This is a genomic window from Sphingomonas sp. 179-I 2A4 NHS (assembly GCF_045369135.1).
GTDB lineage: Bacteria > Pseudomonadota > Alphaproteobacteria > Sphingomonadales > Sphingomonadaceae > Sphingomonas.
In genome coordinates, this window is the sequence record NZ_JBIQFL010000007.1 from 73027 (window position 1) to 94882 (window position 21856).

19 protein-coding genes and 1 pseudogene are annotated in these 21856 nt (G+C 64.9%); 13 read left to right on the plus strand and 7 right to left on the minus strand.

Translation table 11 applies throughout. The features are described from left to right. Positions 1 to 53: 53 nt before the first annotated feature. Both ACH0CP_RS13300 and ACH0CP_RS13305 read right to left on the minus strand, forming a co-directional pair. A pseudogene (locus ACH0CP_RS13300) lies at positions 54 to 4202 on the minus strand (strawberry notch-like NTP hydrolase domain-containing protein); the annotation flags it as partial. Between the two features lie 76 nt (positions 4203 to 4278). Beyond that, positions 4279 to 5133, minus strand: coding sequence for a toprim domain-containing protein (locus ACH0CP_RS13305; RefSeq protein WP_406889464.1), 855 nt, complete (start codon positions 5131 to 5133; stop codon positions 4279 to 4281). A 537-nt stretch (positions 5134 to 5670) separates the two neighbouring features. Here ACH0CP_RS13305 and ACH0CP_RS13310 point away from each other — a divergent pair. The 3 genes from ACH0CP_RS13310 to ACH0CP_RS13320 all read left to right on the plus strand — a co-directional run bounded on the left by ACH0CP_RS13310 (position 5671) and on the right by ACH0CP_RS13320 (position 9332). Continuing rightward, on the plus strand, positions 5671 to 6894 hold the full coding sequence (locus ACH0CP_RS13310; RefSeq protein ID WP_406889613.1) for a replication initiation protein: 1224 nt from the start codon (positions 5671 to 5673) through the stop codon (positions 6892 to 6894). Positions 6895 to 7060: 166 nt separating this feature from the next. Next, positions 7061 to 8260 (plus strand): AAA family ATPase, encoded by a 1200-nt coding sequence (locus tag ACH0CP_RS13315; RefSeq protein ID WP_406889466.1) that lies wholly within the window; start codon positions 7061 to 7063, stop codon positions 8258 to 8260. Between the two features lie 49 nt (positions 8261 to 8309). Then, entirely contained in the window at positions 8310 to 9332 is a 1023-nt protein-coding gene (locus ACH0CP_RS13320; RefSeq protein WP_406889467.1) for a ParB/RepB/Spo0J family partition protein, read from the plus strand. Positions 9333 to 9348: 16 nt separating this feature from the next. Here the strand turns inward: ACH0CP_RS13320 and ACH0CP_RS13325 are convergent, their stop codons facing one another. Continuing rightward, entirely contained in the window at positions 9349 to 10377 is a 1029-nt protein-coding gene (locus tag ACH0CP_RS13325; RefSeq protein ID WP_406889469.1) for a hypothetical protein, read from the minus strand. A 176-nt stretch (positions 10378 to 10553) separates the two neighbouring features. On the opposite strand from ACH0CP_RS13325, the gene ACH0CP_RS13330 reads away from it, so the two are divergent. Genes ACH0CP_RS13330 through ACH0CP_RS13345 form a run of 4 tightly spaced genes read left to right on the plus strand, consistent with a single transcriptional unit; the run spans position 10554 to position 14546 of the window. Further along, positions 10554 to 11081: a hypothetical protein gene (locus tag ACH0CP_RS13330; protein ID WP_272695478.1), complete on the plus strand. Its 528-nt coding sequence runs from the start codon at positions 10554 to 10556 to the stop codon at positions 11079 to 11081. After that, complete coding sequence (locus tag ACH0CP_RS13335; RefSeq protein WP_406889472.1) at positions 11069 to 12310, plus strand: TIR domain-containing protein; 1242 nt, start codon at positions 11069 to 11071, stop codon at positions 12308 to 12310. Before ACH0CP_RS13330 ends, ACH0CP_RS13335 begins: the two co-directional genes overlap by 13 nt. Continuing rightward, complete coding sequence (locus ACH0CP_RS13340) at positions 12303 to 13433, plus strand: tyrosine-type recombinase/integrase (RefSeq protein WP_406889474.1); 1131 nt, start codon at positions 12303 to 12305, stop codon at positions 13431 to 13433. The genes ACH0CP_RS13335 and ACH0CP_RS13340 overlap by 8 nt, the downstream gene beginning before the upstream one ends. 3 nt (positions 13434 to 13436) lie before the next feature. Continuing rightward, the gene (locus ACH0CP_RS13345) at positions 13437 to 14546 is read left to right on the plus strand and encodes a helix-turn-helix domain-containing protein (RefSeq protein WP_406889477.1); all 1110 of its coding nucleotides are present in this window, start codon (positions 13437 to 13439) and stop codon (positions 14544 to 14546) included. Between the two features lie 72 nt (positions 14547 to 14618). On the opposite strand, the gene ACH0CP_RS13350 is transcribed toward ACH0CP_RS13345, so the two are convergent. Both ACH0CP_RS13350 and ACH0CP_RS13355 read right to left on the minus strand, forming a co-directional pair. Beyond that, entirely contained in the window at positions 14619 to 15272 is a 654-nt protein-coding gene (locus ACH0CP_RS13350) for a siderophore-interacting protein (protein WP_406889479.1), read from the minus strand. An 89-nt stretch (positions 15273 to 15361) separates the two neighbouring features. Then, positions 15362 to 16057, minus strand: a complete 696-nt coding sequence (locus ACH0CP_RS13355; protein ID WP_406889481.1) for an O-methyltransferase — start codon at positions 16055 to 16057, stop codon at positions 15362 to 15364. A gap of 135 nt (positions 16058 to 16192) precedes the next feature. Here ACH0CP_RS13355 and ACH0CP_RS13360 point away from each other — a divergent pair, with 135 nt between their 5' ends. After that, positions 16193 to 17005, plus strand: a complete 813-nt coding sequence (locus ACH0CP_RS13360; RefSeq protein ID WP_406889483.1) for an AraC family transcriptional regulator — start codon at positions 16193 to 16195, stop codon at positions 17003 to 17005. 203 nt (positions 17006 to 17208) lie between these two features. Next, a complete protein-coding gene (locus ACH0CP_RS13365) occupies positions 17209 to 17595 on the plus strand; it encodes a hypothetical protein (protein WP_406889486.1) in 387 nt (128 codons plus the stop codon). Positions 17596 to 17635: 40 nt separating this feature from the next. On the opposite strand, the gene ACH0CP_RS13370 is transcribed toward ACH0CP_RS13365, so the two are convergent. Together ACH0CP_RS13370 and ACH0CP_RS13375 are read right to left on the minus strand one after the other, a co-directional pair. Further along, positions 17636 to 18832 carry a TCR/Tet family MFS transporter gene (locus ACH0CP_RS13370; RefSeq protein ID WP_406889488.1) on the minus strand — a complete coding sequence of 399 codons (1197 nt, stop codon included), beginning with the start codon at positions 18830 to 18832 and terminating at the stop codon, positions 17636 to 17638. Beyond that, on the minus strand, positions 18829 to 19590 hold the full coding sequence (locus tag ACH0CP_RS13375; protein ID WP_406889615.1) for an SDR family NAD(P)-dependent oxidoreductase: 762 nt from the start codon (positions 19588 to 19590) through the stop codon (positions 18829 to 18831). Before ACH0CP_RS13375 ends, ACH0CP_RS13370 begins: the two co-directional genes overlap by 4 nt. On the opposite strand from ACH0CP_RS13375, the gene ACH0CP_RS13380 reads away from it, so the two are divergent. The 4 genes from ACH0CP_RS13380 to ACH0CP_RS13395 all read left to right on the plus strand — a co-directional run bounded on the left by ACH0CP_RS13380 (position 19589) and on the right by ACH0CP_RS13395 (position 21780). Further along, positions 19589 to 19849, plus strand: a complete 261-nt coding sequence (locus tag ACH0CP_RS13380; protein ID WP_406889622.1) for a hypothetical protein — start codon at positions 19589 to 19591, stop codon at positions 19847 to 19849. The genes ACH0CP_RS13375 and ACH0CP_RS13380 overlap by 2 nt on opposite strands. A 95-nt stretch (positions 19850 to 19944) precedes the next feature. Beyond that, entirely contained in the window at positions 19945 to 20601 is a 657-nt protein-coding gene (locus ACH0CP_RS13385; protein WP_406889490.1) for an HdeD family acid-resistance protein, read from the plus strand. Between the two features lie 94 nt (positions 20602 to 20695). Then, positions 20696 to 21202, plus strand: a complete 507-nt coding sequence (locus ACH0CP_RS13390; protein ID WP_406889492.1) for an Hsp20 family protein — start codon at positions 20696 to 20698, stop codon at positions 21200 to 21202. A 68-nt stretch (positions 21203 to 21270) separates the two neighbouring features. Further along, entirely contained in the window at positions 21271 to 21780 is a 510-nt protein-coding gene (locus tag ACH0CP_RS13395) for an Hsp20/alpha crystallin family protein (RefSeq protein WP_406889494.1), read from the plus strand. Positions 21781 to 21856 lie beyond the last annotated feature (76 nt).

Below are 21856 nucleotides of genomic sequence, written 5' to 3' on the forward strand. Positions count from 1 at the left end.
CGGCCGAGTGTCTCGTCCGCGGCATGCAACGGAAGAAAGACGCGCGTGCGTTACTGGATCACCTCGGTGAAGCATCCCAAAGTTTTCAGCCATGCGAGTTGCTGCGGTGGTGCGCCGACCAGCTCGATCCGCTTGGAGCCGTTCACCAGCGATCGCTTGATGGTCATCTGGAACGGTCGGCTGAGATCGACGCTGCGGCCAGACAACACGGATTTGACGACGTCTGCAGTCGGCATGTTTTCGGCACGGTCGATGCCGAGCTTCGTGAAAAGTTGCACCACGTGCTCGTCGAAGACGAGACGTCCGAGCCAGGAGTTGCCGCCCTTGTCGGCGATGCGGTTGACCACGAGGTGATCGCTCGGCAGCGCGGACCAGATCGGGAGCAGCAAGCCGGTCGCAAGCCGAACGGTCTCCATATCAACCTTGTTCGCCGCCACCTCGGCTTCCTCGAGCCACTTCTCGCAAAACGCGTCGCGGTCGATCGACGTCCACGCGCTCTCGGACATTTCCTGTTCCCGCATATACTCACGTCGCGTCGGTCGCAGGAGTTCGAAGCGCGGGATCGGGGTTCCCTCCTTCTCCTCCATGAGGGCGCGGGCGCGGGTCTGAAGCGCGACCATGCCGGACTTGGCATTCACCAGGAACTCGGCCGTTGCGTCGCCGTCAGCGATATGGAGGATGCGGTCGAGACTGACCGGGGTTCGGCGATGCGCGATTTCGATGGTCAGAAGGTGCGAGGTCGCCCCGCTGACAGGGTCGATCCTCAACACCGTGTCGTCAATTAGCGTCGCGCTATCAACGAGGATCGTCTCGACGCCCACGTCGAGCCGGCCTGCGTCCCGAGCGGCCGAGACACGGGTCTCCACCAGCGAAAGAAATTCGTCAAAGATCTTGTTCTGAAGGGCGATCGGAAGCGCGAGAATTCGGTTGAGCCAACGCTGGATGGGTGGAAGCTCATCCTTCATCACCCCGTCCTTGTCGCAAAGCTCAAGTCCCGTCCGTCGTTCGAACTCATTGTGGGAGATGCTGGCCAACTTTCCGCCGACGAGCAGATGGAACCAGCTGACCAGTGCCGCGCAGGCATATTCGCTTTCAAGGTTGTCGGCCGGGTCGAAGAGGTTCTGCCCGCCGGTCTGACGCTGCCCGCGCGTGAGGGCACCAAGGCTGTCGAGGCGGCGCGCGATCGTGCTCGTGAAGCGAAGCTCGCCTTTGCAGTCGGTCGTGACCGGCCGAAAAAGCGGCGTGCTGGCCTGATGCGTCCGATGCGTGCGACCCAGACCCTGGATGGCCCGATCGGCGCGCCAGCCGGGCTCGAGCAGGAGATGGACGCGCTGCTCCTGGTTCGCGACGTCACGCGACGCATGATAGGACCGGCCCGTTCCGCCGGCGTCCGAGAAGATCAGGATCCGCTTGCGGCCCTGCATGAACGCGGCGGCTTCGGCCTGGCTGGTCCGGGCCGACCGGGACTCCAGCTTCTGCCGACCATCGCCGGACGAGACGAGCCGCTTGGTCCGCCCCGTCACCTCGGCGACATTTTCGTGGCCGAACTGCTCCAGGAGGCCATCGAGCGCGGAGGTGATCGGTGGCAGCGCACAAAGGTCTTCGATGAGCTGCGCTCGCGCGGCTTCAGCCTCTGGGTTGTAGACCGGGTTCCCCGCCTCATCCTCCATGGGCATCGAACGCTGCGTGCCCGTATCGTCGGTGAACACCCGCATCTGCCGCGTCGGGAAGGCGCGCTCGAGATAGTCGATCACATATTCACGGGGTGACAGGTCGATTTCGAGATCGGCTCGCTCGTCAGGGCTCAGCGCGTCGAGACGGCGGTCGAGGATCGATTCAGCGGTGGTCACGAGTTGGAGCACGACTGACTGGCCGTTTGCGAGATGGCCACGTACCGCCGCGATCACCGTCGGGAGCTTCATCGATAGGAGGACCTGGCCGAAGAAGCGTTGCTTGGTCGACTCGAAGCGCGAGCGGGCCGCCGCCTTGGCGCCGCTGTTCAGGGTCACGTTCTCCATCCCGTCGACGATGCCGGTGAGCTCGAGAGCCCGTTCCATGTTCTGATGGATGATCGACCAGGCATCGGCATAGGTATCATAGATCTCGATCTGCGCGGCGGTCAGCTCGTGGCGGAGGATCTCGTACTCGACGCCGGCGAAGCTCAATGCGCGCGCCATGTAGAGACCGGTCGCCTTGAGATCGCGCGCGACCAGCTCCATCGCCGCAATGCCGCCCTTTCGGATGCCGCTGATGAATTGCTCGCGATCCGCAAAGGCCGTTTCGGGCCCCCAGAGACCCAGGCGCACGGCGTAGGCAAGATTGTTGACGTCCGAGGCGCCGGTCGCGGAGGCGTAGAGCACGCGCGCGCCAGGAAGCTGGTTCTGGAGAAGAACGCCGCAGATGCCCTGCTGGGAACCTTCCTTGGCGCCCAGCGCACCCTCCCCGCCCGCGACGCCGCCCATTTCATGAGCCTCGTCGAACGCCAGCACACCTTGGAAGTCGGCGCCGGCCCAGTCGACGATCTGCTTCAGCCGGCTATGGTCGCCGCGCATCGAGCGCAGCGTCGGATAGGTGACGAGAAGGACACCCTGATCGAGCCGGATAGGCTCGTCGATCTTCCAGTTGGAGATCGGCTGAATGTCGCCGCTAAGACCGCCGAGCGCGGTCCAGTCCCGGCGCGCATCTTCAAGAAGAGGGGCGTTCTTGGTGACCCAGATGTTGCGGCGGCGGCCCTGGAGCCAGTTGTCGAGAATACAGGCCGCTATCTGCCGGCCCTTCCCGGCACCCGTGCCATCTCCAAGGAAGAAGCCCTTCCGATAGGCCTCGCCGTCCTCGGCAAGTGTCAGGCCGACACCTTCCTTGTTCGGCTTGAACCTGCCCGGGATCGTCTGCGACCAGGCATGTCCTGCATAGACGACGGTTTCGAGCTGGGCGGCGGACAGCAGCCGCTCGGCCACGGTCCGCTCGGGGAGCGAGGGGACATAGTCGGGCACCGGCGCCGGGATCGATCCCATCGCCACGGACTCGACGAGCGGGGTCGGATGCTCGCCGGCGACGTCAAAGGTGATGGGACTTGGGCGATAGGGAAGGTAGACACCGGTCTGCTCAAGCAACGGAGCCGCGGTTGCCAGCTTCTCATACTTGACGGGAAGGACGTCGTTTCGCACCGGCGCGTGATAGGGTCGAGGTTCGGGCCGGCTGCTCTTGACCGCACGAAACAGCGAGACGCCGCCCGATCGCTTGGGCGCAGGCGCCGCTTCCTCCCTTGAAACCATCGATCTTTCAGGAACACACAGCGCGTCGAGCAATTCCTCGACCGAGGATCGCTGGATGACGGCGGGCGGCGTCCTGCCCGGCAGCTTGTCGATAACGAATAGCCGGACAGCGATCGACGTGCCGTGTTTCAAGTAGCATTTCTCGAGCCGTACCGACGTCTGAACGGTGACATTGCGCAGCACGGTCTCGTACTGGTCGCGCATCCTCGCACTCGGCCCGAACCAGTCCGGCATGATCGCAACCAACCGGCCGCCCGGTCGCAAACGGCGCAAAGCGGCCTGGAGATGACGGACAGCCGCATAGTCGTCGGCGCCGCGCCCGAGCGATCGTGAGAATGGCGGGTTCATCAGGATGAGCGATGGCTGGTCTGCCGCAGCCAGAGTCGAATTGATGGTGGCCCCGTCCTCGCCGGAGACCTCGGCATCGGGAAAGAGCTGGGGCAGCCGGCCACGGCGGGCGGGATCGAGTTCATTCAGGTGGAGAGATCTATGCTGACCGATCGAGGCGACAAGCAGTCCGTTGCCCGCGCTCGGCTCGAGGACGATGTCGTCAGGCTGAACGTCGGCAAGCAGGATGGCGACGCCGGCTATGTCGACCGGTGTGGAAAACTGCTGCCATTCGAGCTGCTCCTCGCTTCGCACCGTCTGGGTGGGGAGCCTGTCCAAAAGCGCGATCAGGGCGCGGACGTCATCAAACGAGGACAGGACTGGACCGCGCGCGCGAAGGTGAAGAGCGAGCGCGTATTCGAGAACTTCGAAGCTTCTCCGCTGTGTCCACTGACCGTCGGCATCGGAGCCACCAAAGGCGGCGGCCATGACTTCATTCAGGAGGCGACGGGTGACGGCGCATTCGGAAGCGAGATGCGGAAGAAGCAGACGCGCAGCATCATGCTCGGCGCGATCGGCCGCGTGGAAGAGATCGGTCATCTGGGGTCTCCGGCGTGGCTGCACCCTTCGGCAGCATCACGCGCTCGACCCCCTCCCCTCGTCCGGCGCGACGCGCCTAGACGCCAGCCCGTTGGACGTGCGCGTCGAGCGCATCTGCCCAGTCCTTGAATCCAGCCGGTGGCGGCGCGCGATGGATGGCGCGTCCTGGTTGCCCATAGCGACCCTCTGCCCGGTCTGCAGCGCGATGGCCTTCAGGGTCGTTGTCCTCCGCGATGAGCAGGCAGTCGATCGTGATCGGAAGGGCGAGCTGATCCAGCCGCCGTGCGCCAAGCGAAGCCCAGCAGGGAATGCCGTTCAGGCGTGCGAAGGCTCCCGCGGTTTCGAACCCCTCGGCGATTGCCAGGACGGTACCTCCCTCCCCGCCACGCCATGCTCCACCTCCCGGTGTGCCAAGCATCACCTTGCGCGTGGAGCCGCCGGTTGCCGGATCGAGGAAAATCCTTTGGACGGCGACCAAGCGGCGGCCTTCGCGAACGGCGACGAGAAGGGCTGGTTCAAACACGGTACTAGGCCTGGGCATATACGGGCAGCGGGGGTGGAAGCGGATGTCGGACGGGGGCGGCATGAGGTTGCGCCGGCGGAGGTATCGCTCGGCGAGTGTCCCGCGGACCTCGAACGCCTGATCCCAGATGCGACAGACATTAGCGGTACGGGGCATGCCGGTCGCCACCGGGGAGGGATGCTCGCGATCTGGGCGGACGCGTCGTAGCTCGCGTAGAATGTCGTCTCTTGAGCAACCGGCAAAGCAGGTGACCAGGATGTCGCGATCGCCTTGCCGGATGGAGAGGCTTGGTTCGGTGTCGTTATGGGCGGGGCATCGGCACATCGCAACATAGCCGTGCCAGGTGCCGCCAAGGCTACCGACCAGGTCGACGAGGTGCTGCGTTGGTTTCCTGGCGGTGAGAGGCATGAGTTTTCTCCGGGCTCAGACGCTCGGTCCCCCTCCCCTCCTCATCTTCTCCAAAATATCTCTCAAAACCACCGCTGCGCCAGCAGCGGAGCGATTCACTGATTCCAGTGATTCTGATTCAGCGGAGGATTTGCCTCTACAATCATGGACTTATTCACGTCATCCTGACCGGATGGGGGAGGTTACCTGACCGGGTGGGGGCTTATGCCTGCCGAATCGGGGGACCTGTCCTGACCGCTTGGGGTGACCCTGTCTTCTTGGGGGCCCTACTTTTCCGCTGTTTTCCAGCGCGTTCAACCCACCCGGTCCTCGATGGCGTGAATTGTGGCGCGACTCGTGGAGTTCTGCGCTTTGAACTCCACGGATCGGCCGTTTTCATCCTGACCGCTTGGGGGCGCACCGGCACGCTCTTTCCTGTCCTGTCTTGACGTTGCAGGTCAGGTCAGGCAGCCAAGCGCTCGGAGCCTGTTTATGGATGATTCGCCGACAAAGGATGTCGAGCTAGACGACGAAGATCAAGAGCGAGCCGGCCGTGCGATGCGGGTTGCGCATGCGCTCGCTTCCAAGCAGACCGCGGAATTCGCTAAGCCCGGAAAGCTCGTCGAGGTCCGGTTTGTCAAGGGCCAGTCGCTCAGCCTGACCGCTTCACGCCTTCTCGCGTTGATGATCCTGACGGCCGGCGGCGATGCCTGGCGCGACGTGCCGCACCGGATGCGCAAGGCGGATATTCGCCGCGGCCACAAGGGCAATGAGCGCATCTCCGATATGCTGGAGGAACTGCATCGCACCTTGTTCGCAGAAGACGACAGAAGCTGGCGTGGACGAAAGGCCACGCGGCGTTTCTCACTCATCCAGATGTCGAAGGAGGAGGCCGAGGACGAGGATGGCGGCGAGAGCGGCTGGATCGAATGGGAGTTCACCCCGGACGCTCGCAAGCTAATTCAGGAATCGGAAACATACGCGGTCCTGAATAGACAGGCCGTCCTCGGCTTCCGATCGAGCTATGCGCTCAAGCTTTACGAGATCGGTGCGCTTCGCATTCACCGCCGCCAGCCGACCTGGCGCTGCGACATCACGGCTTTGCGAGCGGCGCTGGGCATAGCTCCTGACGTATATAAGGATTTCGCACAGCTGCGGCGCAAGGTCCTGCAAACCGCAAAGAGCGAGATCGATCAGCTCGCGCACTTCCGCGTGGAGTGGAAGGAAACGCGGCAGGGCAGGGCGGTGGCGGAGGTGGAATTCCGCTTTGAGGCAAAGGATGCGCCGGCGCAGATCGGCACCGTGGACGAACTGGAACGTCATTCAGCCGGGCGCCGAGCCCGTCGCGAGGGCACCGTGGAGTCCGCTCGCGCTGTTGGTGAGCTTGCAGGTGAGAAGCAGAAGGTACGGCTTCCGGTGGTCGTCACGTCCAAGGAAGCCGTGGATCAGGCCGGGGCCGTCGGTGAGGCTCCATCAGCGGAGCGAGCCTCGGCTGTGTCGAACATCGTCCGACAGGCTGCGGGGCGGATGAGGTCGGCCGACGCCGAGCGTCCGCGGGTCAAGTTCGCAAGCTTTCCTTCAGGCTCGCTGCGATGGTCGGGCGCCGAGGAGTTTCTGTCGATCGGGCGTTCCCATGGCGGGGGCTGGGACGTGGATCTGATCGCCGAAGCTTACCGGGGTCATATGGGCGATCGACTGGTGAAGCTGAGTGGGGTCAAGCTGCAGCGCTCGTGGCAGGGCTTTTGCGAGAGTTACGTCACGCGGAAGGGTCGGCCGAGCTGAAAATTGCACCGGTGCAATTTTCGCCGTGCCCTCGCTAAATCGCCCCCAGGCGGACAGGATGCCGCCACTCCTGGCCTACGCGGCTTGCGGCTTTCGAAAAACAGAGTGGCGTTGACGGAAAAGCGCAAACTGGGCATGTAATGGCTGTCTAGCGAAAGGATGGCCTATGGCGACCGCAATTGCGCGGGTTCGACCGGATCGATCCCGAATCAGCGCCCTTGCCGAGCGTTGCTCCAACATCCTCGAGAAACTTCGGGACGGGGCGCAGAGCAAGCGCGCTGACGAGCGGCGGGAACCGATCTTCACGATAGGAAAGGCGGCCGACTTGGTCGGCCGCACGCCCGCAGCCATTCGTGAGGCGGAGAAGGACGGCCGACTGCCTGAACCGGGTCGCACCGAAACCAATCGCCGTGTCGGCTACACGCTCGGGCAACTGAACGACATGCGTGGCGTGTTCGGGACCCGGCCCTGGCGGTCGGCGGACGATCCCTGTGCGGTCGTGGCCGTCCAGAATTTCAAAGGCGGAGTGGGGAAGTCCACCATCTCGGTGCATCTGGCGCAGTTCCTGGCGATCAGGGGTTATCGCGTCCTGCTCATCGACTGCGACAGCCAGGCGTCGGCGACAACCTTGTTTGGCTATGTGCCCGATCTCGATCTTCAGGAGGAGGATACGCTCTACCCGTTCCTCCGCCAGGACGAGTTGGTGAGCCTGGAATATGCAATCCGGGCGACCCACTTCGACGGCCTTGATCTCATTCCGGCGAACCTGCGGCTGTTCCAGTCGGAATACGAACTCGCAGCGAGGATGGCGCGAGGGCAGGGGGCCTTGCTCGATCGCTTGCAGCAGGGGATTGCCTCTGTAGCAGACCGCTACGATGTGGTGGTGATCGATCCGCCGCCCGCGCTTGGGGCAATTTCGCTTTCGGTCCTGCGCGCGGCGAATGCACTTGTGGTCCCGGTGCCGCCGACCGTGATGGATTTCTCCTCGACGGCCGCCTACCTCGCGATGCTCGACGAGACGATGCAGGTCCTGCTCGAGCACGGCATGGACACCGACCTTGCCTTTCTCCGCTTCGTTGCCTCGAAGGTCGATGAGAACAAGTCGATGCAGCGTGAGCTGATGGGGCTGATGGGTCAGCTTTACGGCAACGCGCTGGTCCGGACCCCGCTCAAGGACTCTGCCGAGATCGACAATGCGAGCGCGCGTCTGATGACCGTTTATGAGCTCGATGGTCCCACCACGAGCCGATCTGTGCGCGACCGGTGCCTGACCTATTTGGACGGGGTTAATTCGGAGATCGAGACGGATATCCGTTCGATGTGGCCAAGCCATGAGAGCCGCCTGAGACGAGAGGGGTTGGCATGAGGGAGGATCAAAATTGCACCGGTGCAATTTCGGATAAAGGAGAGGCGCCATGAGCGCGAAAAACCGCACGTTCGCTGCCGATCTTGCCGGCGCAATCGAGGCTCCGGCGGACCCACCGGCGCGACCTTCGCGGTTGGGGATGGGGGTGCTCGCGGGGCGCAGTACGCGACTGGCGGAGCTGGCGACCGGCTCGCTCGTCAGTCGGGCCACCGAACTCGTCGACCCTGCTCGCTGCCGGATGTGGCACGGCCATAACCGCGATTACGCAGGCCTTTCGGAAGAGCGCTGCCGGGACCTGATCGACAGCCTCAAGGCGCAAGGGAAGCAGGAAGTTCCGGCGCTGGTCCGTCGGATACGTGATGATCCGGACTTCGATTTCGAGGTCATTAGCGGCGCGCGACGGCACTGGTCGGTGAGCTGGCTGCGCAGCCACAATTATCCGGACTTCCGGTTCCTGGTCGAGATCCGGGAGCTCACCGATGAAGAGGCATTCCGGCTTTCCGATATCGAGAACCGCGCGCGCGAGGATATTTCGGACTTCGAACGTGCCCGGGATTATCTCCGGGCGCTCGGCGCCTATTACGGCGGCAAGCAGCAGGACATGGCCGAGCGTATCAACGTCTCGACGAGTTGGCTCAGTCGTTATCTCGATCTGGCGCGACTGCCGGCAGAGGTGACCGGCGCCTTTGCGTCACCGCACGACCTCGGGATCAAGCACGTTACCCAGATCAAGCCGCTGCTCAAGCCCGAGGACCGGCGCGACCGCGTATTCGCCGAAGGGCGCCGCATCGCGGAAGCGCGCAAACGGGGTGATGACGTTGCTCGCGCCCCGGCCGACGTTGTGCGCATGCTGGCGGCTGCTGCCGAGGCCCCCAAGAAGACAGGATCCCCCAAGAAGACAGGAAAGGCTGACACCACGGTCAGGACGGAGGGAGGCGCGGAGGTGCTTCGACTCGATGGCCACGGCCGGACCGGCGTCACGCTGACCCTGTTGCCGGAGGCGGGCGCCACGCGGGCAGACGCCGAGAGGGCGCTCGGTGAGATCCTCGACCGGTTCTGGCCAACGAGCTGATCGGCCGCAGCGAAGGTCAGGCCGGCGTCGGCTCGGTCATCCCGACGCCGAGACGTGCCAGGCGCTCATCGATCGCGCGCATTTCGGCGTCGAAGTCGGCTAGAACGGCGTCAAGCGCGGGACTTGGCCGAGGTGGCGCGATCGGCCGCCCGCGGCGCGCGGGTACGAAGCCGAACGCCTGCGCAAGATCCGGTGGAAGATACGCGCGCCAGCTCTGACGCCCGCTCACCTCGACGAGAAGCCCGGCTCTCGCGGCCCGCGCGAGCAGCTTGCCAGCTCCCGAGATGGTCAGGCCAAGGTGCCCGCCGACGCCGCGCGGGCTGAGCACCGGTTGGACTTGAGAGAGCGCCAGTAGGGGTAGGAGCGCGCCGGGGCGGCGGGCCTGTCCCAGTGCGTGCGCGGAGCGCAGCCTGTCGGCCTCGATCGCCTCGAGCCGCTCGAGGCCCGTTATGGCGGAGCGACGCAGCTGCTTTAGGAAGCGCCGGATGATCGCGTCTGCCGCGTCCGGCTGCAGCCGCAGGGCCTTGTCAGCCCATGCCAGATTGGGAAGCGGGCGATGCGTCACCCCGAGATCGTGGAGTAGCGCCGGGAGCGCCAGCCAAGGCACGCTGGTACGGTCTGCACGCGCATGCCGGGCGATAAGCTCGAGCGCGCGCAGGAGCAGCGGCCGCTGGCCCCAGTCGGCCGGGGGATCGAAGCTGAAGGGGAGGGCCTCGCGCCAGTGCCGCGGACCGCGCCTTGCGAGGCTCTCGTGCCACGCCGCGAGGGCGGCGAGATCGTCGCCGAAGGTCGGCAGGAGTGATCGCGAGGGCAGGGGAAGGCCGCAGGCTTGGCCGAAAATATCGATTTCGTCGATCTCGACCCCTTGCCCCCGCAGCGCCTCACCAAATCCGCTCCACGCAGCGCGTCGGGTCCACGCCGAGGCGCAATGGCTGGCGGAAATCCGTGCATCGAGACGTGCAATGGCGGCCATCGTGGTTTCGAGTTCGTACGCTAGCCCGTGAGTCCAGGCTGGCGCGGAAAGATCGGGATGACGGCGAGCCATGCCTGATAGTATCCGCAAACATTGCCCAGCGTCTAGCGTGGGCGCACACCTGCTGTTGATAATGGACCCTTATCAACACCCTATTGTTGGCGCTTCTATATGAAGGTAAGGAATACGGGCCGGCACACGGTGCGCCGGTGCGCCGCCTGTCGCGGCCAACCGGGACGAAAAGCAGCGTGTACGACCATCTCAGCGATCTCGCCCAGCGGCTCGGCCGCCACATGGCCGAGCATAGCCCCAAGGGCCTGCCGACGCATTTCGGCGATGAGTTGCTTGAGGCGTTCCCGAGCGAGACCCGGAAGACCTTGGGGACGGCGCTGGCGGAACTGGAAGCGGATGGCCTCGTCACGCTCTCGCATGTGCTGGGTCCGCACCTGCCGCGGGTGCGCACCACCGTGGAGCTGTTCATTGCCAGCGACCCGGCGATCACCGGACATGATCCGGTCGAGGACTCGGTCGTGCTCGCGCGGCTGCTGCTGGAGAAGCCGGACTTGGGCGGGAACGCCGCGAAGCTCGAGGAAGCTGCAGGGTGGGAACGTCGCCGCTTCAATCCTGCCTTTGCGCTGCTGATCCCGTGCGTTCACGACGGCCGCGTCCGCAAGTCGCTCCAGGACAACTATCCCACCATGGGGATCCTGCTCGCCGACGAGGATCTGGTCCAGCTGCGCCGCTATGTTCAGTGCAACAGCGGATGGTCAAGTTGACCCACAATGGAAGGCCATTCGACGCCCGCAAGTTCGCGGCGGACATCGAGGCCAAGGCGATCGAGCTTGGGATGCAGGCGCTCGAGGAGAAGGCGAGGGGCGCCGCTGCCTCGATCGTCGATCCCGAGACTGGTAGTCACGCCAATGTGTTCGTCGATCGATTGTCGGGGAACAGGGTTGCAATCCGCACGACCGGGTCGCCCGCCTTCGCGCGTCTTCTCGAAAAGCGTCTGGGTGTCGACCCGGGAGAGGTTCAGGTCATGAATGCCGCCGACGGGGCAAAGCACCCGAAAATCTATCTTGCCCACGCCAGCGAGGACAAGGACCGGGTCCGTCCCGTCGCCGAGTATCTCATGGCCAACGGCGTCGACGTCTGGTTCGACGAGTGGGAGATCGAGCCCGGCGACAGCCTGCGGCAGAAGATGGAGGAGGGCCTCGGCGCGATGACCCACTTCGTCGTGGTGTTGACCGAGACGTCGATCACCAAGCCATGGGTGGCCAAGGAGATCGACGTCGGCCTCGTCCAGCAGGTCGGCGGCAAGAGCCGGTTCGTGCCGCTGGTCGTCGACCTCGATCCCGCGAAGCTCTCGCCCTTCCTCCAAGCGATGCTGTTCCTCAAGATCGATCCCGCCAGTGAGGCGGACCTCAAGGCCCTGGTGGACCGGCTGCATGGTGTGAGCCGCAAGCCCCCACTCGGGGACGCGCCGCGTTACCTGCAGAAGGCTCCGAGCGGGCTGGAAGGCTGGTCGCCCGCCGCGATCGCGATCGGCAAGCACATCGTGGAGACCAGCGCGAATGCGACGGCCGTCGACCCCATCGTGACCCTCGCCGATCTGCCGGCGGCTCTCGGCATCTCAGCGGATGACCTGCGGATCGGGCTGCTCGACCTCAAGGACGCCGGTTACCTGCGCGAGATGAACATAATCGGGCACTATGCCCCGCAACCGGCGCTGTTCGTGGACATCGACGAGGCGTTCATGCCCTTCCGTCCAAGCGAGGACGCGCGCACGCTGGCCAACCGGATGGTGACGGGCGAGGAGCGGGCCGTCGACACGCGGCAGCTCGCCGAAACGCTGGGATGGGAGCCGCGCCGGATGAACAGCGCCATCTGCTATCTCGAGCGGGTCGGTGCCATCAAGGCGCGGCACGCGCTCGCCTCCGCCCCCTGGCGCGCGGTGCAGCTCGTTCGCACCGACGAGACCCTGCGCTTCGCGCGTAGCCATGGCTGAGCCTGGCCTGGTTCGTGCCGAGACGGCGCCGATCAGCGAGATCGTTGCGCAGGTCGAGGCGCTCGCGCCGGCGCGGCGGCTTGCCGACCCCCAGCTGGTCGCAGCCGCCGCCCGGGCCTGGTCGGTCAACACGATCCGCGCCTTCCTGTCGGACCTGAGGATCTGGGATCAGTGGTGCCGGCGGCGTGGCCTGACGACCGCCCGGGCCGACGCCGATGCGGTCGCTGCCTATCTGCGGGCTCTGTCGGGAGTCGAGCAGGATCCGCGCAATCCGCTGAAACGGCGGGCGCCGGCGACGATCGAGCGCTATCTGGTGAATATCGGCTGGGCCTACCGCATGGCCGGGCTCGAGGACCCGACCGCGGCGCCGCTGGTGCGGCTCGAGCTCAAGGGCTTGCGCAAGCTTCTGGGGACGCGACAGCGGCAGGCGCGGGGCATCCGGTTCAAGGGTGAAGTGAGCGACCTCGACGATCCGGCGACCGGAATCTGTCTCACCCATCTGCTCAAGGCCTCCCGGCGCGACATGCTGGGCGCGCGCGATCGCGCGCTCCTGCGCGTGGCGTACGACAGCGGCTGCCGCCGCTCCGAGCTGGTCGCGATCCTGTGCGAGGCGATCGAGGGGCCGGACCCCGATGGATCCGGAACCCTGTTCATAGGCACGAGCAAGACCGACCGCGAACGGGCGGGCGCGCTCGCCTATCTGTCACCGGCGACCATGCAGGCGATCGAGGAGTGGCGGCAGGCAGGAGGGATAAAGACCGGGCCGCTTTTCCGGCGGGTCGAGACGTATTTCGACGGAGGGGTTCGGTCGGTGGGGGAGGGGGCTCTTCACCCGAACACGATCACCCTGATCTACCGCCGCCTCATTCGCGCGGCGTTCGACAAGAAGCTGCTCGGTCCAATGAGCGAAGCCGAGCTGGAGCGCTGGGTGGCGGCTGTCTCCAGCCACTCGATCAGGGTCGGCGTCGCGCAGGACAATTTCGCCGCTGGCGAGAGCCTGCCCGCGATCATGCAAGCCTATCGCTGGCGCGACCCCAAGACCGTCATGCGCTACGGCGCGCGGCTCGCCGCCAAGAGCGGGGCGTCGGCGCGCCTCGCACGTCGCTTTCAGGAGAGCCGTTGAGCGATGGTCAGGATCACCGTGACGGAACCCGCCAAGCCGGAACGGCGTCGTCGCACGCTCGACCCGATAACCGTCTCCGAGATTGCCGAGGGGAGCCTTCAGGAAGGACAGGAGCTCGATTTCAAGCGGGAAGTGAACCTCGACAAGCCGGAGGCGAAGGTCCGGCTGCTCGACGATGTGGTCGCGTTTCTGAACCGAGGCCCTGCCCGGATCATCGTCGGCGTCGAGGAGAAGGGCGGCCGCTTCGAGAGCTTTCGCCCGATTTCGAGCGATCCGGACAAGATGGCGCTGCGCCTCCAGACGGTGATCCAGGATGGTATCACGCCCGTTCCCTTGGACGTGCAGGTCGTGCCAATCCACCTAGAGGAGGGGTTCATCCTCGATATTCAGATCCCGCGGCACGCCGGCGCGCCGTTCATGAACCGGCTTTCTGGCGGCTATCTGATCCGGTCGGGCGCGCGCAATCTGCCGATCGATCCGGGGATGCTGCGCAGCAGGTTTGTCGACGAGACCGCGTGGATGAGCCGGCTCGAGGAACTGACCGCAAGCGAGGATGCCAAGCTTGCCGCCAGCGGTCGCGTGGTCCCACGCCAGGCACTGCGGATCGGGATCCTGCCACAGGAGCACTTTGACCATCAGCGCCGGGCGTTCGAGCAGGGAGACCATGTCCGCTACCCCGGACCCCTATTCCACGAACATTCCGATCCCTGGTTCAAGGCGGCCGAAGATGGCCATGAGCTCTTCGCCAGGGACCTGAGGTCGCAGGGGATCGAACGCTTGTTCATCCGTGATGACTGGTTCGTCCATGCCCAGGCAGCCTTTGCCATCCAGCAGCTGAGCGGGGAGGGGAGGCTGGGGCTGCACGAGTTCAACGAGGCGGCGAAGCGCTATCTGGCAGCGATCGCCGCCTTCCTTGCCGAGCAGGGTATCGTAGGGCCGTTCGCGATCACGCTGTCGCTGCAGGGCCTTGGCGAGAGCGAGCGTTTTGGCGCCTGGTTCCCCAACACCTCCGCAGTCCGGACTCTCCGACCCCGCATCGTTCAGGACGTCGATGATGACCAGCTGATCTCGGATTTCCTCCGCCGTGTGAGGCAGGCAACTGTCTTTGGCTGATCGCGACCGACCGGGGGTGGCCGGCTGTAACCATAGTCCGGAAGAGCCTCTCATCATTCGAGCTGGCCACGCCTAATCGAGGCCTCGCTTTCCGGGGGCCCAATAGGCCTTGGAGAAGATGCGAGTCGACGCCACCCCTTGATCCTTCAATCTGTGGCGGAGGCGCTGGATGGTACCGGCCTGTCCGGTCAGCACAAACGACGCACCGGCGGTGCCAAAGGCATCCAGCGCCTCTCCAAGGGGTTGGAGGTTCCGCGCATCATCGTGCTTGACGACGAGGGTCGCATCATCGAGCCCGAGCCGCTCCAGAACGCGGCGGCCGCTATCGGCATCTTCAACCTCGAAGTAGCAGTGAACCGCCTGGGCCAAGCGCGCTGTGACCACCGCATAAGCGAGCCCTATCGATGTCTCGTCGCCGAACAGCGCAAGCGGAGGAGCGGCGCGATCGGCATCGAGCGAACTGCGCGGACCGAACACCTCGCATCCATCGCCAAGCCCGAGGTTGAGAAGCCATTCGCTCCCGGGCCCGTCGCCGTGGGCAAAACCGAGGAAGCGGGTGCGGCCTGCGACAGGGTCCCAGTCGATAGGGGTGTAGGTCCGCGCCACGAACGGGGAGCCCATCGCGATCTGGAGCTTCTGCCCTGGGGACCAGGTGACACCGCAAAGGGCCGTCCCCTCGAGCGTCACCAACCTGAAGCGAGGCGCAATATCTTCAATGTCGCTCACGTTCGCATGCTTCATGAACAGGCGCGTGATCGCCTTGCCAAGGCGGCCCGGCGATGTGGCGCTGGCGCCGCGTGATCCGGGCGCGTCCGTCATCCGACCCGGACCGCGAACTCGTTCCCACGACCCTCGTCGATCGGCAAGGTCTGCGCGATGTAGCCGTTCGCGGCATCGCGAACATAGTCCAGATAGTCCTCGGCGAAGGCATTTTCGGCGAGGATCACGGCGCCGGCTCGCAGGCGCGGCTCGATGAGCTTTAGCACCGGCAGGTAAAGCGACCACGCGCCGTCGATCAGCGCCAGGTCAATCACGCCGTCGAGATCCCGGAGCGTCTCCAGCGCGTCGCCCTCTCGGATCTCGACCAGGTCGGCGCGCCCCGCCGCCTCGACGTGCGCGCGGGCGCGGGCGACCTTCGCGGGCTCCATTTCGGAGCCGATGAGATGGCCACCACCATTATCCCGGAGCGCGGCCGCCAGATAGATGGTCGAGATGCCCATCGATGTGCCGAACTCCACAATTCGCGTTGCCTTCGTGGCCCGCGCGATCGCGTAGAGGAAGCGGCCGTATCCGGGTGTCACCGACAGGAAGTGTGCGGCATGGTCCCTGTAGGCAGCGCGGTAATCCTGCCGTTCATTTGCGATCATCTGCGCTGCCGCCTGCTCGAGCGAGGCGCCTGACGCTTGGAGCTCACCGCGCACCTTCTCGATATAGGGGGCGTCGGCCGATTCAGCGTCCCGGTGGAGCATGGCCAAGGTTTCGGCAACGCGGCCGCTGGTCAGCAGATTCACGATATCCTCCTGAAAGTCTCGTGGCCGCACACCTCGACGTGCGTCTGGTCTGGAGATAGAGGAAGCAAGTGATGGCGTCATTGCGACGAATCGTCAGTTCGTTATTCAATCTCGCCAAATGTGGGCCGATCCTCCGTGCCGCTGCTGAATGACCTTTCCACCGAAGCTGAGTGGGTCGAACCCGATGACGTGCCGCGGCCTTTGGTCACCTACGGGTTCGCCTCCGAGACGTTTGGCGACTTCGAGCTGGAGCCGCATCACCATGCCAAGAGCCAGCTACTGCTGGTCATGCGCGGTGCCCTGACCTGCGAGGTCGATGGGGGGCTCTGGATCGTTCCGCCGCGCAGCGCGATCTGGATACCCGGCGGCACGCGACATGCCATCAAGGCAACAGGCGCAGTGGAAGGCTATGGCGCCTTCGTCGGACCCAACCTCGACATCCGCCTGTCGGCAAGCTGCTGTGCGGTGGCCGTGACACCGCTGCTGCGCGAGCTGCTCATTCGGGCCGCTCACCTGCCGATCCTCTATGCCGAAGGAGGGGCAGTCTCTCGGATGGTTTCGGTGCTCCTCGACGAACTGGCGGCGGCCAGACCGGAAGACCTGCACCTGCCGATGCCGGCTGACCCGCGCCTGAAGCGGATCGTCGGCGAGATGATGGACGCGCCGTCCGAGCGGGGGACGCTGCAGAGTTGGGCTGCAAGCACAGGCATGAGCGTTCGGACGTTCGAGCGTGTCATCCGGCGGGAGACCGGCATGAGCTTCGGGCGATGGCGCAGGCAGTTCGGTGTGGTTCTGGCGGTGCGATGGCTCGCCGGCGGCGCGTCGATCCAGCAGGTCGCCGCGAATCTCGGATATGAAAGCGTCCCGAGCTTCGTGACGATGTTCCGCAAGGCGCTTGGCAGCTCGCCGGGCCGTTACATGGCGGAGCGCAACTTCGAGCTGCCCTGATCCCGGTATCGGCCCTTTCCAGAAAGCTGGGGCTCACATCCCAATGGCCTCAGGAATCCACACTGTCGGCTTTGCGACGGCGAGAGCCCGCCCTGAATGGCTCATTTGCCTCGCGATGCGCGACTTGCCCCTGTCATGATCGCAAGCTAGTCGTTGCGAACGAGTCGCAATAAGGGAAAGGGGCAGCAACGGAAGGACAGAGGATGACCCGCCATTTCAAGCCACCCGCTGCCACGCCGGCCATTCCGGCGATGCTCGTCGAGGCGGTGCGATGCTGGCGTGAGGCGCGCGACACCGGACAGCCGGTCCAGCCGTGCATCGCTCGGGTGCTCGATGAATATGACTGCGCGGTGTTGGCGCCTGTGTTCGACAGTCTCTGCCTTTTCTTTGAAGGCGCGCTGGGGCGGCCGCTGACCGTAGGCGGGGCGCTAGACCGGTCTGACGACGAGCTTCTGTTGGTCGGCCTGGTCGAAGGGGCGCCGGGTCGCTGCCCGAACTCCTCGGCAGGCCCGGGCACTGGGTTCGATTGCGCGTTGTGCTCGACGCGGATCATGCTCGCGCTGACGTTCGGCCATCTTCCGGTTCATTGAGCCCAGATCCCGGCGCAGCGCCGAGCATCGCGCGCGAACCTCATCGCTCGGTGCCGACATTGACGCGTGGTCGAAATCGCAAGCCCATGACGAGCGGTACGGCGACAGCGTTGACGATCATTGCAGACAGCCAGATCGCGCCCGGCCAACGTTCGCGAACCGCGAAATAGACCGTCGAAAACAGGAGGGGACCGAAGATCGACGCCAAGCTCATCGCTGACGCCAGGACTCCTTGGAATTGGCCCTGTCGATCATCATCGACGAGGCGAGTGGCAAGTGACTGCAACGCCGGCGTCCCGATGCCGGCCAACGCCATCACCGGCATGACCACGAAGACGATCCACCCCTGGGTTGCAAAAGCCAGTACGGCGAGCGCCAGGCAAGCGGCCATGATCCCAGTCAGGATCGCCCCGCGCTCACCAAGGGCGCGCACGGCGGGGCCAGGCAAAAAGGCCTGCGCCAGCGATTGGCACACGCCAAAGGTCCCAAGCGAAAGACCGATCCACAGGCCGTTCCATTGGAACACGTCGTCACCCCATAAGGCCCAGCATACGCCATAGACTTCGCCGCTCGCGCTGAGCACGAAGAAGGTCGCGATGACGGGCAGGAGGGACCGCATCGAAAGCGCCCATCGTAGGGGCCTCAGGGGATTGAGTGCGGCGAGGTCGATCCTGCTAGCGCTTGCCCGGCGAGATTCCGGAAGCACGAACAGAGCAAGCAGGAGGTTGGCAGCGTTCAGTATGGCGGCGGCGATGAAGGGCAGCCGCAGCCAATAATCACCAAGAACGCCGCCGATCACCGGCCCCAGGATGAAGCCGATGCCGAACATCGCGTTGAAAATACCGAAACGCTTGGCCCGCGTTCCCTCCGGAGAGATATCGGTGATGTAGGCGGTCGCGACCGCGATATTGGCGCTGGTGAGCCCGGCGATTGCTCGTCCCAGGATCAGCAGCGCGAGTGAGGGGGCAAGCGCCATCAGCAGGTAATTGAGTGCGGCGCCGCCAAGCGAGATCAGCAGGACCGGCCGGCGGCCCAGCCGGTCGCTCAGCGCTCCCAAGACAGGCGCGAATGCGAACTGCATCGCCGCATACAGAGCGGTGAGGACGCCGAGATAGGATGCCACGTCGCGGGCCTGTGTCACCTCCTCGATCAGGCGAGGCAGGATCGGGAAGATCAGTCCGATGCCGATCGCATCGAGCGCGATAGCGGCGAAGATGACGACCAGCGGCCTGTTCACAGGGTCGGTGCCGGCAGCGGTGCGCCGTCCTGGAAGAAGCCGCCCGTTGGACCGTCAGCGCCGAGCGTCGCGGCCCACACCACACCCGCGGCAGCCTCTGAGGGCGACCGATCGTCCTTGTCGTCACCGCGCTCGGGGTGGCTCGCGACCGATCCCGGATCGACTGCATTCACCAGGATCGGACTGTCGGCCAGCGCCGCCGCGAGCGTCACGGTCAGGGCGTTGAGCGTAAACTTGGCGAGCGAGTAAGCGGGCGAGAACAAGAGGCCGGGTGTCCGCTTGCCGATTTGCCAGGCCGCTGCGCTCGTCACGTTGACGATGCGGGCAGCGGGCGCCTGTCGAAGCAGCGGAAGCAGCGCCAGGGTCAGGCTCCAGCAGCCGAACACATTGGTCTGGAACAGCGTGTGCAGTGAATCCATATCCACGTCCAGCGCCGACCGGGAGGTGAAGTCCGGCATGGCGCTCGCGTTGTTGATGAGCACGTCGAGGTGATCGACCATCCCGGAAAGTTCGACCGACAGCCGCTGCACGCTGGCCTGATCAGCGAGGTCTAGCGCAAACGCGCTTGCGACGAGGCCGTCGCTGCGCAGGGCCTCTGCCAGCTCTTCCCCCTGGGCGACGTTCCGCGCGGCGAGGATGACGTGGTGGTCCCGTTCGGCGAGATGGCGCGCCACGGCGAAGCCCAAGCCGAGTGGGCGACTTGCGCCGGAGATGAGCGCGACGCGAGAGTGAGTGGTGGGCATTGGGAACAGCTCCATGGTCGATGTTCGACCGGAGCGTTCCTCGTTCCGCGAGGCCCGCACGGACGAACAGGCGGACGCCGCGCGGCGTTCGGTGTTCGTCGTGGGGATCTCGGGCACGAAGCCGAAGACCAGAGCTTTCGTTTCCGAAAGGACTTGGGCTGACCAGACCAAGTCTGCCTTTTCCGACAGGAAGGACGATAGCTCGCCGAGGCTCGTGCTGCAACATGTCGACCGCACCAACGCTCGTGAGTGCAGGCAACTATTCAAATCATGAAAGCCGCTCCTATCTTCCCGCACGTTGGTCGCCGGCGCGAGAGTGCCTGATCAGGGCTCCCGCGTTGGCCTCGCTGTCGAACTGGGAGAGATGATATGACCGCAATGTCTGCTACCTCCCCCTTGTCTTTGGGGAGTGCTTACGCCCGAGGTTCTGCGCTGCTCAGGCGGAACTGGGGTTGGTTCGTTTTTCGTGGTGCCCTCGCGCTTCTGCTCGGCGTCGTCACGGTGCTGTTCCCGCTAAATGCTCTGTTCGCCTTCACCCTGGTCTTCGCTGCCTATGCCGGCGCTGACGGCATCCTCTCGCTGATTGCCGGCGTTCGCGGTGCAACGAAGAAGGAGGATCGCTGGTGGGCGCTGGTCCTGCGCGGCGTCATCGGTGTCGCCGCTGCCGTCCTCGTGGCGTTGATGCCGGAGGTGGCCACCGTGAGCTATGCCTTGGTGACCCTGGGCATCCTCATCGGCTGGGCGCTCCTCACCGGCTTCCTCGAGATCGCAGCCGCGGTTCGCCTGCGCAAGGAGATCAAGGGCGAATGGCTGCTCGCAATCTCTGGCGTGCTGTCGGTCCTGCTCGGCCTGTGGGTCTGGGCCATGCTGTGGATCCACCCGATCGCCAGCATCCTGTCGGTCGCCTGGGTCATCGCTGCCTGGGCGTTCTTCGCCGGCTTTACCCTGATCGGTCTCGGTGTGCGCCTGAGGCGACTTCAGAAGGCTGAGAATGGTCTTGAAAGCCGTTCTGACGAAACCAAATAATCTATCGCCGGGTGCCGAAAGGATCCGGCATGGAGAGTGCGTCCGCTCTCTCGGACGCTCTTCATACACTCGTTGCTCAAAGGAGGACTTGTTTATGAGGACCAGCTATGACTTCACGCCGTTCCGGCGCTCGACTGTCGGCTTCGACCGGCTGTTCGATCTTCTCGAGAACGGCCTGACTTCGCAGATCACCGACAACTACCCCCCGTTCGATCTCGTAAGCGAGGGGGAAGACCAGTACCGCATCAACATGGCGGTGGCGGGCTTCCGTCCCGACGAGATCGAAGTTGTCGCGCAGCAGAACCTGCTGGTGGTTACCGGCCGCAAGCAGGAGAACGCCGATAGCCGCTATATTCATCGCGGCATCGCCACGCGCGACTTCGAGCGCCGCTTCGGCCTGGCCGATTATGTCCAGGTGAAGAACGCGGAGCTCAAGGACGGGATGCTCTCGATCGAGTTGGTGCGCGAGATTCCCGAGGCCATGAAGCCGCGGAAGATCAGCATCGGCGCGGCCGGTGACAACGCCCGCCGCATCGAGGACTCGTCCGCGAACAACAATGAACAGACGAACGTAGGCACCAAGCAGCTCGAAGCTGCCTGATGCCGATCGGGCTCGCCGTGCCTCCTCGGGCGGCGAGCCCTCTTCGCCAGCAAACCAGGAGACGAATCATGGCAGTGCGTGATTTGATTCCATGGCGCCGGCAGGAGAACCCGGCGCCTGCGCTTTTCCGGGACGAAGTGCCCAGCCCTTACCTCCAGCTCCGCCGTGAGATGGACCGGCTGTTCGAGGACTTCTTCCGGGCACCGCTCGTGGGCGGCATCGCTCTGTCCAGCAATGCGCCCGGGTGGCCCAGCCTGGAAGTGAAGGAGAGCGGCGATCAGGTGACGGTCACCGCCGAGCTTCCGGGCCTCACGGAAAGCGATATCGAGGTCACGGTCGACGACGGTGTGCTGACCCTCCGGGGCGAGAAGCGGAGCGAGCACGACGAGAAGGATCAGGGCTGGTCGGAGCGCTACTATGGCCGCTTCGAACGGTCTGTCGTGCTGCCGGAAGGCGCCGATGAAGAGAATTGCCGGGCGGAGTTCCGCAATGGCGTGCTGACGGTTCGCATGCCCAAGGCGCAGCGGACCGCCCGCGGTCGCCGCATTCCCGTCGGCAGCGGTGCAACGCAACACTGATCGACTGGCGCGCCGGCTCGAGGGCGGCGCGCTTCAATCTATAAGAGCGGCTTCTAGCCGCCCGATGACCAGACAG